At 39.9% G+C, this 15,780-nt stretch carries 17 protein-coding genes and 1 pseudogene; 8 read left to right on the forward strand and 10 right to left on the reverse strand.

Annotated features, from left to right (window positions below; translation table 11 throughout):
* Positions 1-30: 30 nt before the first annotated feature.
* Entirely contained in the window at positions 31-2,034 is a 2,004-nt protein-coding gene (gene pbpC, locus IPN35_01725) for a penicillin-binding protein 1C (protein QQS59585.1), read from the reverse strand.
* 66 nt (positions 2,035-2,100) lie between these two features.
* Here pbpC and IPN35_01730 point away from each other — a divergent pair, with 66 nt between their 5' ends.
* Both IPN35_01730 and maf read left to right on the forward strand, forming a co-directional pair.
* Positions 2,101-2,448 (forward strand): hypothetical protein, encoded by a 348-nt coding sequence (locus tag IPN35_01730; protein QQS59586.1) that lies wholly within the window; start codon positions 2,101-2,103, stop codon positions 2,446-2,448.
* A complete protein-coding gene (gene maf, locus IPN35_01735) occupies positions 2,448-3,014 on the forward strand; it encodes a septum formation protein Maf (protein QQS59587.1) in 567 nt (188 codons plus the stop codon). Before IPN35_01730 ends, maf begins: the two co-directional genes overlap by 1 nt.
* On the opposite strand, the gene IPN35_01740 is transcribed toward maf, so the two are convergent.
* Positions 3,011-4,096 carry a M20/M25/M40 family metallo-hydrolase gene (locus IPN35_01740; GenBank protein ID QQS59588.1) on the reverse strand — a complete coding sequence of 362 codons (1,086 nt, stop codon included), beginning with the start codon at positions 4,094-4,096 and terminating at the stop codon, positions 3,011-3,013. The two genes, maf and IPN35_01740, sit on opposite strands and share 4 nt — an antisense overlap.
* A gap of 64 nt (positions 4,097-4,160) precedes the next feature.
* The gene (locus IPN35_01745; protein ID QQS59589.1) at positions 4,161-5,840 is read right to left on the reverse strand and encodes a hypothetical protein; all 1,680 of its coding nucleotides are present in this window, start codon (positions 5,838-5,840) and stop codon (positions 4,161-4,163) included.
* Positions 5,841-6,020: 180 nt separating this feature from the next.
* Here IPN35_01745 and IPN35_01750 point away from each other — a divergent pair.
* Positions 6,021-6,670: pseudogene (locus IPN35_01750) on the forward strand (IS1595 family transposase).
* A 117-nt stretch (positions 6,671-6,787) separates the two neighbouring features.
* Here the strand turns inward: IPN35_01750 and IPN35_01755 are convergent.
* The 7 genes from IPN35_01755 to IPN35_01785 all read right to left on the reverse strand — a co-directional run bounded on the left by IPN35_01755 (position 6,788) and on the right by IPN35_01785 (position 11,545).
* Positions 6,788-7,495 carry an SDR family oxidoreductase gene (locus tag IPN35_01755; GenBank protein QQS59590.1) on the reverse strand — a complete coding sequence of 236 codons (708 nt, stop codon included), beginning with the start codon at positions 7,493-7,495 and terminating at the stop codon, positions 6,788-6,790.
* A gap of 66 nt (positions 7,496-7,561) precedes the next feature.
* Positions 7,562-8,455 (reverse strand): L,D-transpeptidase, encoded by an 894-nt coding sequence (locus IPN35_01760; GenBank protein QQS59591.1) that lies wholly within the window; start codon positions 8,453-8,455, stop codon positions 7,562-7,564.
* Positions 8,456-8,478: 23 nt separating this feature from the next.
* Complete coding sequence (locus tag IPN35_01765; GenBank protein QQS59592.1) at positions 8,479-9,159, reverse strand: type I 3-dehydroquinate dehydratase; 681 nt, start codon at positions 9,157-9,159, stop codon at positions 8,479-8,481.
* Positions 9,156-10,394, reverse strand: a complete 1,239-nt coding sequence (locus IPN35_01770; GenBank protein QQS59593.1) for a hypothetical protein — start codon at positions 10,392-10,394, stop codon at positions 9,156-9,158. The genes IPN35_01765 and IPN35_01770 overlap by 4 nt, the downstream gene beginning before the upstream one ends.
* A gap of 9 nt (positions 10,395-10,403) precedes the next feature.
* Complete coding sequence (locus IPN35_01775) at positions 10,404-10,658, reverse strand: YtxH domain-containing protein (protein ID QQS59594.1); 255 nt, start codon at positions 10,656-10,658, stop codon at positions 10,404-10,406.
* 21 nt (positions 10,659-10,679) lie between these two features.
* Positions 10,680-11,099, reverse strand: coding sequence for a divergent PAP2 family protein (locus IPN35_01780; GenBank protein QQS59595.1), 420 nt, complete (start codon positions 11,097-11,099; stop codon positions 10,680-10,682).
* Complete coding sequence (locus IPN35_01785) at positions 11,096-11,545, reverse strand: hypothetical protein (GenBank protein QQS59596.1); 450 nt, start codon at positions 11,543-11,545, stop codon at positions 11,096-11,098. Before IPN35_01785 ends, IPN35_01780 begins: the two co-directional genes overlap by 4 nt.
* 260 nt (positions 11,546-11,805) lie before the next feature.
* Between IPN35_01785 and IPN35_01790 the strand changes: the two genes are divergently transcribed.
* From IPN35_01790 to IPN35_01810, 5 genes are read left to right on the forward strand one after another with little or no spacing between them, the layout of a single operon-like run.
* Positions 11,806-12,429 (forward strand): cell envelope integrity protein TolA, encoded by a 624-nt coding sequence (locus IPN35_01790; GenBank protein QQS59597.1) that lies wholly within the window; start codon positions 11,806-11,808, stop codon positions 12,427-12,429.
* Positions 12,429-13,262: an FAD:protein FMN transferase gene (locus IPN35_01795; GenBank protein QQS59598.1), complete on the forward strand. Its 834-nt coding sequence runs from the start codon at positions 12,429-12,431 to the stop codon at positions 13,260-13,262. The genes IPN35_01790 and IPN35_01795 overlap by 1 nt, the downstream gene beginning before the upstream one ends.
* Entirely contained in the window at positions 13,259-14,722 is a 1,464-nt protein-coding gene (locus IPN35_01800) for a ferredoxin (protein ID QQS59599.1), read from the forward strand. Before IPN35_01795 ends, IPN35_01800 begins: the two co-directional genes overlap by 4 nt.
* Positions 14,719-15,141, forward strand: coding sequence for a hypothetical protein (locus IPN35_01805; GenBank protein QQS59600.1), 423 nt, complete (start codon positions 14,719-14,721; stop codon positions 15,139-15,141). Before IPN35_01800 ends, IPN35_01805 begins: the two co-directional genes overlap by 4 nt.
* Complete coding sequence (locus tag IPN35_01810) at positions 15,138-15,743, forward strand: response regulator transcription factor (protein QQS59601.1); 606 nt, start codon at positions 15,138-15,140, stop codon at positions 15,741-15,743. Before IPN35_01805 ends, IPN35_01810 begins: the two co-directional genes overlap by 4 nt.
* Positions 15,744-15,780 lie beyond the last annotated feature (37 nt).

The raw sequence follows: 15,780 nt of genomic DNA on the forward strand, positions 1-15,780 counted from the left end.
ATGTCGAGGTTTCCTATTCTTTATGTGATGTTATCGTACTCGAATTGTTCGTAAAATACGTTCTCCTCCCGATTCTGCGCGAATTTCATGCGTTCCGGGCGTTGGTTCCCAAAATATAAAATCTCCATTCCCAATTTTTTCCCCATCCACAAAAAAATCTGCTGGAGCACTTGCATGTATTTTTATTTTCTGAAGTGTAATTGGTCGCTCAGGATCAATAGAAAATTCCGCAAAAGAGTGTGGAAAAAGAAGGCGAAAATTGGAAGGTGTGTTTTCCGCCCCTGTCTCTTTTTGTACAAGGTATTTTGGAAAATCTTTTGGCGTTTTTTTGTTTGCGAGCAGGTTCATGACATCTGCAAAAATATGTCCAGCGCCAAGCACACCGCTCACTTCTTTCATTGACTCTGCATTCGGGTTTCCGACCCAAACAAGTACAACATATTCTGAGGTGAATCCTACTGCAAGGCTGTCTCGAAAATCTCGAGAGGTTCCGGTTTTGACCGCAACAGGAAAGGGGAGTGCGAGTGGGGATTCTTCACCAAAGGTTCGAATCCGTGCTGTGTTATCCGCCAAAATTTGCGTAATTTCTTGACTTTTTTCTTCAGAAAAAATGCGTGTTTCTTTTGGGAAGACGCAGGGCTCTTCGGTACAAAGCGGAATACTCGTTCCTCCGCGAGCAAGAGCGAGATAGAGTCGAAGAAGGTCAATCGGATGAATTTCCCTGCTTCCAAGTGCAGCAGAAAGCCCTGCATTTTCTTCTTCAGCAATGGACTCGATTTTCATCTCATGGAAAAGAGAAGAGAGTGCAGATTCCCCAACGCTATTTAGAGTTTCAACTGCTGGAATATTTCGTGACTCGGCAAGAGCTTTTCGTACGGAAATTTCTCCTCGATAGGTGAGGTCAAAATTTTTGGGAATGTATGGCGCTCCATTTTCGGTGGCAAAGGCAATGGGATCATCAAAAAGAATGGTTTCGGCATTCCAGTTGAGTTCTTCAAAGGCGAGCAGATACAGAAAAGGCTTGAGTGCGCTTCCTGTAGAGCGAAAAGATTGAAGCATGTCTATTTCTCGAGATGGAGTATCAGTCCAAAAATCCGCATTTCCGAGGTACGCACGAATCGCACCGGTTTTCGTTTCCACCACTGCCACAGCTACGGAGTGTGCTTGATACTCTTCTAAAAATTGGAGATGTCGCTTGGCAAATTGTTGAATATCTTCTTGAAGCCCTTTGTCGAGTGTTGACAGATGCATTCCTTCTTTTTTTGAAAAAAATGTTCGTACAAAGTGTTCCGCATATTTTGGAATTTCTCTCCTCACTGGCAATGGGCTTTCTGTTGCAAAAAGTGTTTCGGTTTCTGATAAAACCCCATTTTCTAAAAGTTTTTCTAAAACTCTGTTCCTTTTTTTTGTAAGCCGTTCTGGTTGGTCGATTTCGGAAGGTTTTTTCGGAAGAACAGCAAGAAAAACAGATTCTGCCGGAAGAAGAAACTCTGGTTTTTTTTCAAAGTAGAGGTGAGAAGCCGCTTCAATACCAACGATATTTCCGCCAAAATGTGCAGATGATGCCCAGATCGAAAAGATCTCTTCTTTTGAAAACTGCTTTTCAAGACGAAGCGCAAAATATGCCTCCTGAATTTTATTCTTCCAAGTGCGTGAACGATTTCCTAAAAGCATTTTTGCTGTTTGTTGAGTGAGAGTGCTTGCTCCAGAAACAATGTATCCCGAAGAGATGTTTTGCCAAAGTGCTCTTCCAGTAGAAAAAAAATCAATTCCACCGTGTTGCCAAAAACGCTGATCTTCCTGAAGAAGAACAGCATAAACGAACGCTTTTGGTATCCGTGAAAATGGTGTGTTTTCTTGTCGATATTGTTCATCTTCTGCGAGCGTAAGGGCAAGTGTCTCCTCATGTCGATCTTCAACAAAAAGACTCAATGGGTCTTTCGGAAGCTCTACAGGAATAAAAATTGATCCCCAAAAAATAAAAAGGAGAATGGAAGCGAAAAAAGAGGCGCCAATAAAAAATCGGATTTTCACGAGAATAAGTATTGCGTTTTTTCTGGTTCTCGAAAAATTTTTCTTTTTGAGATACAATGTTTTTCGATGAATCTCCTGCAAACTATCCATCGGGTGTGTGAAGCCTTTTTTCTTGTTTGTGGCTTCTTGTACCTTCTCGCATTCATTTTTTGGAGAAATGATTTTCATCCTTATGAGTCGGAAATTTTTTTACAACTCGCAGATCTTCCGCTCGCTCTTTTTGGTATTTTTTTTGGATTTACAAGCGTGCGGCTTTCGATAAAAGAGCAATATGAAGATGGGGAGCTTCTCGACAAGAAATTCCACTTTTCTGATGCGGTCACGCTCTTCTTCGCTTTTCTCCTTTTTGCGTTGGTGGTCTATGTTGACTTGGCATTTCCAAATCAGTTTCCCTTTCCGAAATTTACCTCCTGATGCGTTCAATTGTTCTTGCATCTTCTTCTCCTCAGCGTGTTCGACTTCTTTTGAAGCACGGATTTTTCTTTGAGATTTTTCCCTCGGATATTGAGGAAAACATTGATCCTCAAAAAACTCCCCAAGAAAATGCAGAATGCCTTGCGGTACAAAAAGCGAAGGCGGTTTTTGAAAAATATCCAAATTCCCTTGTTCTCTCAGCGGATACGCTTGTTGTTTCTCCGAGTGGGGCAATTCTTGGAAAACCGGAATCTCGCGAGCATGCTCGGGAAATGATTCTCGAAAAGAAAGGAAAAAGAGAACAAGTAATAACCGGATTTTGCCTTCTCTCAAAAGAGAAACAGCGTTCTGGAGCTGAAATATCAGAAGTACATTATCGAGATTTTTCCGAAGATGATCTTATTAAAATTCTCAACTCTGAAGAATGGAAAGAAGTTTCGGGAGCGCTTCGCATTGAGGGAAAAGCAATGAAAAGAATTCTTAAAGGGTTTTCTGGGGATCGGGAAAATATTATTGGGCTTCCGATGAATCGGGTAAAAGAGGAGATACAAAAATGGGACGCCTAATCTTTGGTGTTATATGACAAGAGAAAAGCCTCTAAAATATGGGAGTATTTTTCTAAACTTGGAATATCAACCCATTCATTGTCTGTTCCAATTCCTTCTCCAATAGGTCCAAATTCAATTCCGTTGCACCCAGCATCAAAAAAATGTCGTGCATCAGATGTTCCGTGCGCTCCGTAGAGAATGATCTCTTTTTGCGTTATTTCTTGGGCGATTTTTTGAAGGTTTTGAAGATACAGATTTCGTTTTTCTGTAAGAAGAGCATTTTCATGAAAGAGGATTTCAGAGAAAAACCCTTCTGGTAAAAGTGATTGTATATTATAGATAATTGTTTGGGATTCTTCTGGAATACATCGAATATCGAGCCAAGCTTCACAGTTATCTGGTATTTTATTGAAACTTTTGTTTTGGGTTTCTATTCTGCTCAAATTTACGGTTGTTTGCCATGTTTCCTCATGAGGAATGGGATATTTTTTCTGAAGAATATTTAAGAAATTCTGCATTTTCCAGAGCGCATTTTCTCCTCGCCAAGGATACGCTCCATGCGCTGCTTTTCCTGTGCAGGATATTTTTATCCATAAAACTCCTTTCGCCTTATGAACAATATTGAGATTTGTTGGTTCAGTTGTTATAACAAAATCTGATCTCACACCATGCTCTTGTATTTGGTATTTTGTCCCGTTGTAGCCACCCACTTCTTCATCAGTCACCAGTTGAAGAGCAATGGGGTAATGGAGACTTTTTGCAATTTTCTTAAAAACAAGGAGCGCACAGGCGAGGTTTGCCTTCATATCCATGGCACCAACACCGTACAGGCGATTTTCTTTTATTTTTGGAATATACTGATGCGGTTTTCCCGGAATAACGTCGAGGTGACTATTGAGAAGAATCTGAAATCGTGAAGGTCTTTTTTCGGTATTAAAAATAAGAGCGCTTCGGACACCATTTTTTTCAAATTTCTCAATGGTAAATTCAGAAACCTGCGAAAGTGAAAAATCCAAGATTTCGCTAAGTGCTTTCTTGTTTTCTGGATCTGAAGGTATAGAGATAAACTTTTCAGAAAGTGAAAGAATATCTTTCAGCATATATCGGGATTACTTTTAATAGTGGAATAATACCGAAGAAAGCGGGGAAATACAAATAGGGCGGTTATTCTTCTGGAAATATTTCTGCCCAAACCGTATCGCCATTTCCGTGGATTCTCCCATTTTTTGCCTCTTGATGATCCACAGGAATGAGCGATCGGTATCCATTCATAAAAATAGGATCTTCATTATCGTTAATAGTCATAAAGTTTCTGTCGATAAAAATGTAAGTGGTGTTATTTGAAATATTGTGAATCTGTGCTTGTGGCATTTCTATCTGCAAGATATAGCGCCCTCTCTCTTCTAAATTCCTTCGGTATTTTTTTCGGAATTTCCCATCTCCAAGCTCACCGGAATTATGACCATAGCATCCGTATGATTCTTTCATCGGCTTGAGTCTGAGTCTCACTTTTCCCGAGATGATGTCTTCAGGATGTACTTTTTGTTGATTGAGGTATGCAATGAATTCTGGAGAAAGGATCGTGTCTTGCTGATATATTTCTTCTGCGTTCTTTTTCCCCAAGCTTTTTGCGTATCTTTGAAGGATTGATAATCGTATTTTTTGGATTGATGGAAGGAGGTCCTCATGATCTATCGCTCTTTGGGGATCTACCCCATGAGAAGAGAGGTATTTTATAAATTCGGAAAAAAATTCATTTTCTGGTAAGAAAAGTTCTTTCAGAAACTTTTTTTCTCCAATTTTATCGACTGTTTTGAGGAAAAAAATATCTTGAAAAGATCCTCCCGATTGCAGATATCTCACTGTTGTCTCAGAAAGAATATCTTCTTCCTTTTCTATGTGAAATCCCATTCCTACAGATTGCATGTATTCCTTGGTGTCATTGATTTTTTGGGAAGATGGCATGTTTGGATCATCAATATTTATGGTTATTGTATTTGCTTTTATCACTCTTCTCATTTCAGGATCTGACAATAAAGTTTCTTCTAAGGGTACTTTTGGGTTTTTGAGTCGATCAACAGGAATAGATGATCTTACAAATAAGAGGTATTTCGAATTTCCGCCATTTTCTTCAACATGCTTCTTGAATTCTTCGGGTCCCATAAATGCATCAAATCCCGAAATTTTTTTTACTTCTGTGTTTGTTAAAATTTCATCTCCTGTTTTTCCAAATTCTGCCTCTCTTAGGTCATTGTGTTTTGAATTGGTAACGGTGAGAAGGGCAATGTTTTTCCCGTGTTTGTTTCGTAAAACATCTAACGATTCTCGGAAGCATTTTCGAAATCTTCCTTCTTCGTCTTTCTCAAATATTGTTTGAAGGAGCTGATAGTAGGCAATGGAATTTTCTATTTCAAATATTCTCCCCCTCAGTGTTTCTTGAAGAGCTTCTTGGGTAAATTCGCCTTTGTAGGCTTTTTTAAGGAATTCTTCAGGAAGACCAGTCATATCTATTTGAACCCATCGATTTATCGGATTTCCGTTTCTATCCAAGCAATATTGATAGTCGGTTTCCCATTCTCTATTTTTTTTAATAAGGGGGGTAAAAGCGTTGTTGTATTCCTGAAAAATTTTTCCAAGCGCATCGGTAATACATTTCGGATATTCTGTTTGATATTCTGGAACACACAAGGGTTGCATGAGAACATCGGGTCTTCTTTCGGGGGTTCCAAGTTTTAAGGACTTATTTTTTTTTATTGCGTTATCAAGAGAAGCCATGGCGTATGCTACTCCTGTTTTTTGAGGTATTTCCCCAGTATTTAAGGCTTCTACTGTTTTAGCTACCACATCTCTATCTCCTCGCTGATCGGGTTTCTCGTTGATTTGAAAATTTTAAAAATTTTCAAATGCTTTTCTGTCTTTGGATAAGTTCATTTTAAAAGAAGTATAAAGAGAAAGAAGGATGGCAATTCTATGTAATATTTTTTGGCTCTTGAGTAGGAAAATCATTTCGATTATCCTCTCAACATGCTTAAACACGCCAAAATATCAGACTACAAAATAAAAAAAATATTGATGTGTTTTTGTGAAGATATCGATGCCTCAAAAACAGCAAGAATTCTAGAAATAAATCGAAGGACTATTGATCGGTATTTTAATATCTTCCGAGAAAAATAACTCTTCACGCCATCGCTCAAAGTAAGGAATCTGGAGAGTTTGAACTTGATGAAAGTTATTTTGGAGCTAAAAGAGTACGAGGTAAAAGAGGAAGAGGGGCAGCCGGAAAAACACCAGTCTTTGGTATACTTAAACGAGACGGAAAAGTATCAGTAACCATCGTAAAGAAATGCAGTAGAGAAGAGTTATTGCCTATCATACAGGGAAAAATACTCGAAGGTTCCACTATCCACACCGATGGCTGGAGGGCTTATGACGGACTCATTCTAAATGGGTATGATCACTATCGTGTCTACCATTCCCATGATGAATTTGCTCGAGGAAAATGCCATGTGAATGGCATAGAATCTTTCTGGTCATTTGCCAAGAGAAGACTCTCTAAATTCAACGGTATTGCTTCTCATAAGTTTAATCTTCATCTGAAAGAATGTGAGTTCCGATGGAACTATAAAGATCAGAATCTTTATGATAAAATGCTAAAGATTTTGAAGAAATTTTAAAATCTGCTACTCAAGAGCCTATTTTTTTTCTGTCAACAATTTTCTCCTCTTTTTTTGGGAAGCTATTTCTTAAATTTTTTCTCCAAAAATATCTTACAAGGCGAAGAATTCTATTTTTTAGTGTCCAAAAAAATTCCGTCCTCCGTCTGCCACAAGAATCTGACCAGTAATAGCAGTTGCTTTTTCAGAGGCAAGAAAAAGAATAGCTTCCGCAACTTCTTCTGGTGTTAGTATTTTTTGAAGTGGTGTTTTTTCTCGTTCTCTTTCGAGGCGATCTTCCATTCCTGCATGCATATTTGTATGAGTAAATCCGGGAGCAACGGCATTGACTCGGCAATGTGGTGCGTAGGTTCTCGCAAGAGAAACCGTTAGGTTGTGCACTGCAGCTTTTGAGGCGGAATAATCTGGTGTGGTGGCACAATGCGAAAGTCCGCGCATAGATCCAACAAAAACAATTGATGACACCCCTTTTTTTCGAGCGAGTTCTGCACAGAGAAAAGGTGCAACAACATTCACTTCTAATGTTTTTCGGAACATTTCATCCGAGATAGGTTTTGTACGACTCACGGTTCCGGCGGCGAGAACGAGACTATCAACTTGTGAAATGTGTTCGAACATTTTTTCAATTTCTGCGGAACTCTCCATTTCCGCGAATGCTTTTTCTGCTTTTCCTCCGTGCTGAAGAATTTCATCCACAACAGAAAAATCCGACTGTTCTGATCTTCCGTGGCAAATAACTTTGTAGCCTTCTCGAAAAAAGAGAAGAGCGCTTGCTCTGCCAATACCACTCGTAGTGCCAGTGATGAGAACGGTTTTTTGAGACATCGAGAAAGAGTGTACAAGAAAAAAAGACTGTTTTACAGATATTTACTAGGAAGGCTCTTTTTGATTTTATAGTGCTGAGAATGTTCCTACATTACTTTGTGCTGGAATACGCGAACCAATTTTTTGCTGAAGTTCTTTTGCAATTTTCTCGGGAAGACTTTTATATATTTCCACCTCATCTCCCACATCAAACGTGTCCCATAAAATCTGCATCGGAACGTCTGGCGTGTTCACGCAACCATGTGATCCATAGATTGCTCGTGTTTCGGGGCTCCAATACGGTTCTTTCCTCCATTCAGCGTCATGCAGGGCGTAGCCTTTCCAGAAATAGAACGCCTTTGTGACAAACCATGTCCCTTGCATAAAGTGTTCTCCACGACGCTCATAAATATGAAATTTTCCAGGAGGTGTTTGTGTAGAGTTTTTTCCGGTAATAACCTGAGAGTAGACAACGAGTTGACAGTTTTTCACTCCGTATAAGAGTTGATGTTCAATATCGACAATAATTTTTTTGCCATAGGTTTCCTGACGAATACATTCATATTGTTGATTTTGGAGGAGTGATTCACAGAGGCGATAATTCTCATATGTTCTTCTATGGAAACAATATTCTGGATGCAAGTTCCATTCCTTTCTCTTTTCCGCAATACGTTTTCTTTCGAGCGTTTCGAGCCATTGGTCTCTTAATTTTTTTTGGCAATACTCGCGATCGATATTTTCGGGATATGTTTTGCAATATAATGCGCTCAGTGATTCTCGTTTTTTCATTTCATCAATTGTATCTCGCACAAATGAATGTCCTTTTTCTGGAACGCTTATCTGAGTTTCCTTTCTATTGAGATCTTCTTTTTCTTCTGTTTTCTGAAAAATATCGAAAATGGTTTCTGCATCCGCAAATCCTATCCCAATAAGGAGCGTTCCGCAGAGGCTAATGCAAAAGAGGGTGTGACGGATGAGCATATTTTTTTCTGTTAAAGGCTATTTTATAGCATTTGAAACATTTTTAAAAGATCTTCTTGGGGAATTTGTCCGGGAGCTGTGCAATCTTCTGGAGTAAGCGGAGCGAACATTATTTCGTTTTGAAGCAGGGGAGAGGCAATGCGAGTGATTTTTCCGAGTGGTCCCATTGCAATAACAATATGTCGAATATTTTTTGAAGAGAGCTTTTCTGCAAGTCGAATCATGGTAACAACATCTCGAAAATTTTTTGGTGTTGCCACGAATTTTAAAATATCTGGGTGAAATTTTCTTATTTTTTCCACTTCTTGTGTGAGGTGCGGCAACCCTGGAGTTCCTTTCCAATAGTGCCGAGAAATAATAATTTCTGCTTGTTGCTTGTTCTTCTGTAGGCGTTCGTATTCTGCCAGATTTGTGTCTGCCGAAACATCCACAAAGCGAGCTCCTGTGGTAATGGCACTAAGAAGCACATCAATTTTTTCTGCATCAGTACCAGAGAATTTCCCTTTTTCATCTGCTCCTTTGCAGGTCACAAGTAATGGGAGTTTTGCATTTGCAATGAGTTGAAACACCTCTTCTTTTGGCTCATGTTGTAATTCTCCTAGCCAGAGTTCTGCAAGCTCTGCTTTTGTCAATTCTATTTTTTTAAGAGATGCGCGTGCTTCCGCAAGATTTTGTGCCGAAATAGGGACACAAATTTTGGTCATGTTGGAGAGGAATCTGTATAAAATTCCCATACGAAACGAGGGATTTCTATAAGCGGAATATAATGTGTTTCCCCTGTAGCGCGGTATTTTACTTCTGCAGAGTTTTCGGCGAGAGTTCTTTTTGAAATGACAATACGAATAGGAATGCCAATGAGGTCGGCATCGGCAAATTTCTTTCCAGGGCTTTCGTCTCGATCATCACAGAGAACTTCAAATCCATCTTCTTCAAGCTCTTGTCGAATTTCATCAGCTTTTTGATCTTCCCGAAGAGAGAGGATGTGTACTTGAAAGGGCGCTATGTTTTTTGGGAATTTTATGCCTGTCTCATCGTGATGTATCTCTGCAATAGTTCCAAGGAGCCGAGAGACTCCAATGCCATAGCACCCCATGTGCACGTGTTTTTGGATACCATCTGTATTGGAAAAATGGAATTTAAACGCATCAGAATATTTTGTGCCGAGATCAAAAATGTTTCCTACTTCTATGCAAGGGCTCTCCTGAAGTTCTTTTTGGCAATCGGGACATACTTTTTGCTTTGCGGATTCACTGATAATCTCTTTATTTTTGGCAAAGCCACATTCACAAAAAATCATGACATCCTCTCCTGCTGGACTGATAACTGAAAATTCGTGTGAAATGTTTTTTGAAAATTCCCCTCCACCAGACTCAATTTTATATGCTTTCAGGCCACATCGTTCGTAGATCCGAAAATATGCTTTTGCCATTTCTTCGTAGTATTTTTGAAAATCTTCTGGAGAAGTATGGAATGAATACGCATCTTTCATAAGAAACTCTCGTCCGCGGAGTAATCCCGATTTTGCCCGAGGTTCGTTTCGAAATTTTGTCTGCACCTGATAAAGACATTTTGGAAAATCCCGATAACTCCTAAAGAGTGCTTTTGCCATTGGAGTTACTATTTCCTCATGGCTCCAACCAAGAACTGTGTTTTCGGTAGGAGTGTAGGCAATATCTACATTTGATCTTCCAGTTTGTTCCCAGTTTTGCCGAGGAGTGAGTGCTGGCATGCGAACTTCTTGTGCTCCAACAGTATTCATTTCTTCGCGAATAATGCCTTCTATTTTTGAGAGTGATCGGAGTCCAAGAGGAAGAAATGAATACACCCCCGACATTTCTTTTTGAATAAAACCCCCCTGCGTTAAAAGTTTTGCATTAGCAGAATCGGCATCATGAGGAGTGTCTTTGTCAGTACGGAATGCTAAAAATGACTGTTTCATGAAGAAAAATTATGAAAAGAGTTTCTCGAAAAAAGAGGAGACATGTTGTTTTGTCCATTCCCAAAAAGGTTTGTCAATTTGGGTAGCAGATTGAATGATGTCGTGACACGGAACTTTTGAATCTTTTATCTTTTTTCGGAGTTCTGTTCCTGCTTGTTTTACAAAGAGCATTCCGTAGATTGTCCCAAGGAAAAACCCAAGAAAGAGAATTTTTCCGTTTCGATGATGTCTGTGGTTACACGAGGAGGTTTTACGACATTCCATAGCTTAAGAAAAGAGAAAAAGTTACCAAATTGTGGGAGAGAGAACGAGGTAAGCAAAGAGACTTCCGAGGGAAAAACCAACGAAAACCTCTAGTGGAGTATGTCCGAGTCGCTCCACAAATTTTTTTTCTCCGAGCATTCTGTTGAGTTCTTCTGCATGCCGACCAGCGGCTCTGCGAATTTTCATGGCATCATACATAACGACAATGGCGAACACAAAGGCGATAGCGAATTCCGTTGATCCTCCTCCATTTTTGAGGAAAACTGTAACGAGAAGTGAAGAAACAAAGACAGAATGACCGCTTGGCATTCCTCCAGATTGCAAAATATCGCGTGCTTCTATTTTCCACTTTTGAAAGAAAACCCAGAGGAGTTTCCACGATTCAGTAAGAAGAGCCGCTGTAAGCGGAATGAGCGCCGGAAAATCACGGAAAAATGTCATGTTTCTATTTTTGTGGAATCCGAAGAAAAAGAAAAGGGGTCTTTTGCTTTTTTTCCGATATTTGGTGTTCCCAAAAAGATTGGTTCCACAAAATATGTTGTGGGAGGGGGGTTTGAAATCAAGATATCCAAAAAAGATTGGGGGGTTGTTTCTTCGTCTGCCAAAAGAGGAAAAAGAGGAATATTGAGTTCTTCTGCAAATGTATTGGCAATAATACAAGCGGTGCGAGCCGGAGTAAATTTCCCCGGTCCTATATGAAGCGCAATACCGCTAATGTCTGCAGGAGTTTTTTGTGCTTTTGCGAGAATTTCTGTAATTCCTCGAAGCACATCATTTTGTCCTCGTGGGGTTTGTGGGAATGTTGTTTCAAGGAGTACCTCTTTTGTTTCTTTTGAGAGAAGTGCGACAAAACCAGGGGAATCGAGATTAGAATAGGCAAGAATCATGTCGAGAGAATTTTCATGCTATATAGTACTCGATTTTTCTTTCTCTCAAAACCAAAGAAGGAGAATTTTTATGAAAACTGTGTTTTTCGAGCTTTTTTTAAATGGTATTGCTCTGAAGTTTATGAAAATGGGGAAATAATTTTCAAATAGAGAAAAACATGAGAAAATGTTTGGAGAGATATTTTCTCTGTTTCTTAATCTTCTCTTAAGCTTTTATTCGCAATAATAGAAACAGTTTCATTTTGCTTTGTTTTTCTCCTATGAAATTTCTTTTTCAGAGATACCTTATTATCGGCTCATTACTTCTCTTTTTTACGGGTTCAGGAGTGTTTGCTTTTGAATTTTCTTCAGGAAATCTGGGGCGTGTTACAACCTTTTTTTCCGATGAATATGTGCATGATGAAAAAGGAAACCGTATTGCTATGGCAGTCGAAACTTCTTATAAAGAGGCGCAAGAAGAGATACACGAAAAAGAAGAAGGCATAAAAGCAGAAACGGAAGCACAAGAAGATGCAGACGCTCAGGCTAAACTTCAAGCAGAGCAAGAAGCACAAGCCAAACTTTTGGCACAGCAAGAGGCGAGGGCAAAAGCAGAAGAAGCTCAAGCTCTCTTGGACGCAAAGGTCCAGGCAGAAGAACAGGCAAACAAAACGCAAACTGCTCTTGAAGTAAAACTCCAAGCAGAGCAGGCAGCACAGGCGAAGGCAGATGCAGACGCTCAGGCTAAACTTCAAGCAGAGCAAGAGGCACAAGCCAAACTTTTGGCACAGCAAGAGGCGAGGGCAAAAGCGGAAGCAGCACAGCGAGCACGAGCAGAGCAACTTGCAAGACAAGCACAACAGCAAGCATCACAAAGTGCTCATACAAATACGAGAACTAGCTAATGATGAAAAAACTTCCATCATATCGTTGGCGTGCCATGGGAACAGAAATTCTTCTTCTTTCTCGATTTCCTCTTTCGCAAACACTTAAAGAGGGTGCTCAACATATATTTATTACCAAAGAACAGAAATTTTCTCGTTTTCTTCCTCAGAGTCTTTTGAGTCAGCTCAACCGAGAAAAAACACTTTGTTTTGATTCAGATTTTTTTGAAGTCATGCGTCTTTGTCAGAAAATGCACAAAAAAACGAAAGGAACGTTTAATCCTCTCCTTTCGGTAAGACGATTGGGCTATGCCAAAAGTTGGGATTTTACGGGAACCATGGAAATGGGCGATTACAACACGAACATTGACGAAATTTTCTTGAATGATTCGGAGATACGAATTGCAGATGATCAAGAGCTTGATCTTGGGGGAATTCTCAAGGGATGGACAGTCGACAAAGTAAAGGAATTTTTGATTCAGGAAGGAATAGAAGATTTTGTCATAGATGCTGGGGGAGATATTATTGCTTGTGGAATGGCGGAAGAGCACGAACCGTGGAGAATAGGTGTTGAAAACAGTGGTAAAATTATCGAACTTCATGATCAAGCACTTGCAACATCAGGAAGAAACAGGCGGCACTGGAAAGATCGGGATGGTCATGAGATTCATCATGTTGTAAATGCGTATTCCAAAACTTCTCTCGAAACCGATCTCGAAACAATAACGGTTTGGGCAGAAACTTGTGCAGAGGCAGACGCTTGGGCGACGGCTTCATTTTCTCTTGGAAAAATAGAGGGGCAAAATCTTCTGCTCCGAAATGATATTCCATACTTTTTAACCCTCTCACTATGATTCGATCACTTCAGGTTGCCGATCACTGCATTGGGTGCGGAACATGCGAAAAAATATGTCCTTCTAATTTTCGTGTACAAGGAAAAGCAAAGGTTATATCCACTGATTTTTCACACGAGAAAGAAATTTTGGAGGCGGAACGAAATTGTCCTGTTATGGCAATTGCTGCTGAAAGCACGGAAATAAAAGAAGAAAAAAAGTATCCTCTTTCTCTCGCTCAAAAAACCTTTCTCACTGCTGATGTGGTAGAGCTTGTGTTTGAAGCACCAGAACTTTCATTTGTTCCTGGTCAATTTGTGACAATATTTTTTTCCGATCATCAGGGGGCATTTTCCCGATCATATTCCATTGTTCGACTTCGAGAAAAAATGCTCGTGCTCTGTGTAAAATTTCAAAAAGACGGAAGGGGAGCAGAATATTTTCGAAACATGCAAAAAGGGGATCGCCTAGAGTGCAGTGATGCCAAGGGGACGTTTCAACTCCAACATACGCAGAGTGAGAAGGTGTTTGTTGCAACTGGAACGGGTATCGCTCCTCTTGTTGCCATGATGGAATCGTGTCCTGAAGAGATTCAAAAAACAGTAATTTTTGGCGTTCGTTCCGAAGAGGACATATTTTATTCCGATCTTCTTGTTCGTTTTCCCAATACGAAAGTGCTGCTTCCTCTGTCAAACCCTCCCGAGAATTGGAAAGGAAAAAAGGGGAGAGTGACAGAATATCTTTCGGAAATTGCTCCGACATCCGAAGTCTATATTTGTGGAAATTCAGCAATGATATCCTCTGTTCTTCAGGTGCTCCACAATGTGGGGCATCCCAAAAACCTCATCTTCCATGAGTCGTTTGTTGCCACAGGAGAAGCTATTCCAAAGCAAGGACAAAAATTGCCTCTTATTCTCACGATTCTTCCATGGATGCAAAAAACACTTCTCCTTGTAGCGCTGTGTGTTCCGCTTGTTTGGTTTTTTCCAGCAAAATGGAATCTCCTTTGGGACATAAGTTGGTGGAGTGTGGTTATTCTTATGCTTTTACGACCGCTTTCAGAGGTCTTCCCAAAATTGGTCTTTCTGAAACATCTTATTCCTTTACGAAAAGGACTCGGAATACTTTCGGCTTCCGTTGTGACAGTAACAGCCATATATACCTATGTACCGCATCTTGATTTGTTTTTTTCAACATATTTTTCCCTTTATTACTGGAGTATTAGCAATTATAACTTTTTTGCCCATCTTGGAGAGCTTACGGGCATCGTTCTCTTACTCACTTCTAATGTTTGGAGTCAGAAAGTATTGGGACGCTCTTGGAAAAAAATTCAGCGATTATCGTATGTGTATTTTATTACTGGGGGAATATATGAATATCACCTAGGAAAGCCTTTTGTCCTCTCTTCTATGATAATAGTAGGAATCATCTGGGGCATTGCTCAGTGTGCAAAATGGAAACCACTTTTTCAAAAAATATGAAACTCGTCTTTCTCCTCTTTTTTTCGGCATCGTGCCTCTATTTTCTCATCCACGTTCGAAAGTGGTCTGATATACCAAAAGAGGGCATCTTTTATTTATTAGTGGTAGGAACCATCATTCCTCTTTTTTTTGGAATGAGTGCGTTTCACGTTGTATTTTTGAACTATTTAGTAACGGAACTTTCCGGAGATACCAAACCTCCTTATGTTCATATTCTTTCTCCAGAAAAGTGGGGGGTATACACTACAAATATAGTGCAGGTGCAGGCAGAGGTTATTGACGACCAAGATACCAATCCTCAAATTCAAGGGGTGGGAACATTTCATTTGCAATCAGGATTTAACACTATTGTCGTTACTGCTACTGATAAATCTGGTAATGTTGGAAGCGATTACACCATTGTGGAACAAAAACCATGAGAATTCTTGTCGCCGAAGATCATCCTCGTGTGAACGAAAATATTTGTCTTTTTCTCAAAGGAAAAAATCTTGTTCCCATTCCCGTTTTTGACGGAAAAGCTGCTCTCAAAAAAATTCTGGATGAATCGTTTGATGTTCTTGTGCTTGATCGTATGATGCCTCAGCTCGATGGCATTTCTGTGTGCGAAGCAATTCGAAATCAAAACATCCATACGCCAGTACTTTTTTTGACCGCATTGGGACAACTGGAGAATAAAATTGAAGGGTTCAATGCCGGAGCCGATGACTATTTGGTCAAACCTTTTGCACTCGAAGAGCTCTATTCCAGAGTTCAGGCGCTTGGAAGAAGGAAAGAAAAAATTGTCGATCACCTTTTTCATTGGAACGCATGCACTCTTGATGCGAACCAGAGAAAGCTTTTTAGAGGAGAAGAGGAAATTTCGCTTGCCACGAAAGAATTTGATCTCATGCTCTACTTATTGCAAAACAGGGGAAGGGTGGTTTCTAAAGAAGAACTCTTGGAAAAAGTGTGGGGTGGAGGAGATGCTCTTCTTTTTTCCGACACTGTGGAAGTGCACGTTGCCTATTTGAGAAAAAAATAGGAAAAGAGTGTATTACTACTATTCGAGGTGCGGGATA

It is taken from the genome of Candidatus Peregrinibacteria bacterium (assembly GCA_016699755.1).
In the GTDB taxonomy this organism is placed as follows: domain Bacteria; phylum Patescibacteriota; class Gracilibacteria; order CAIRYL01.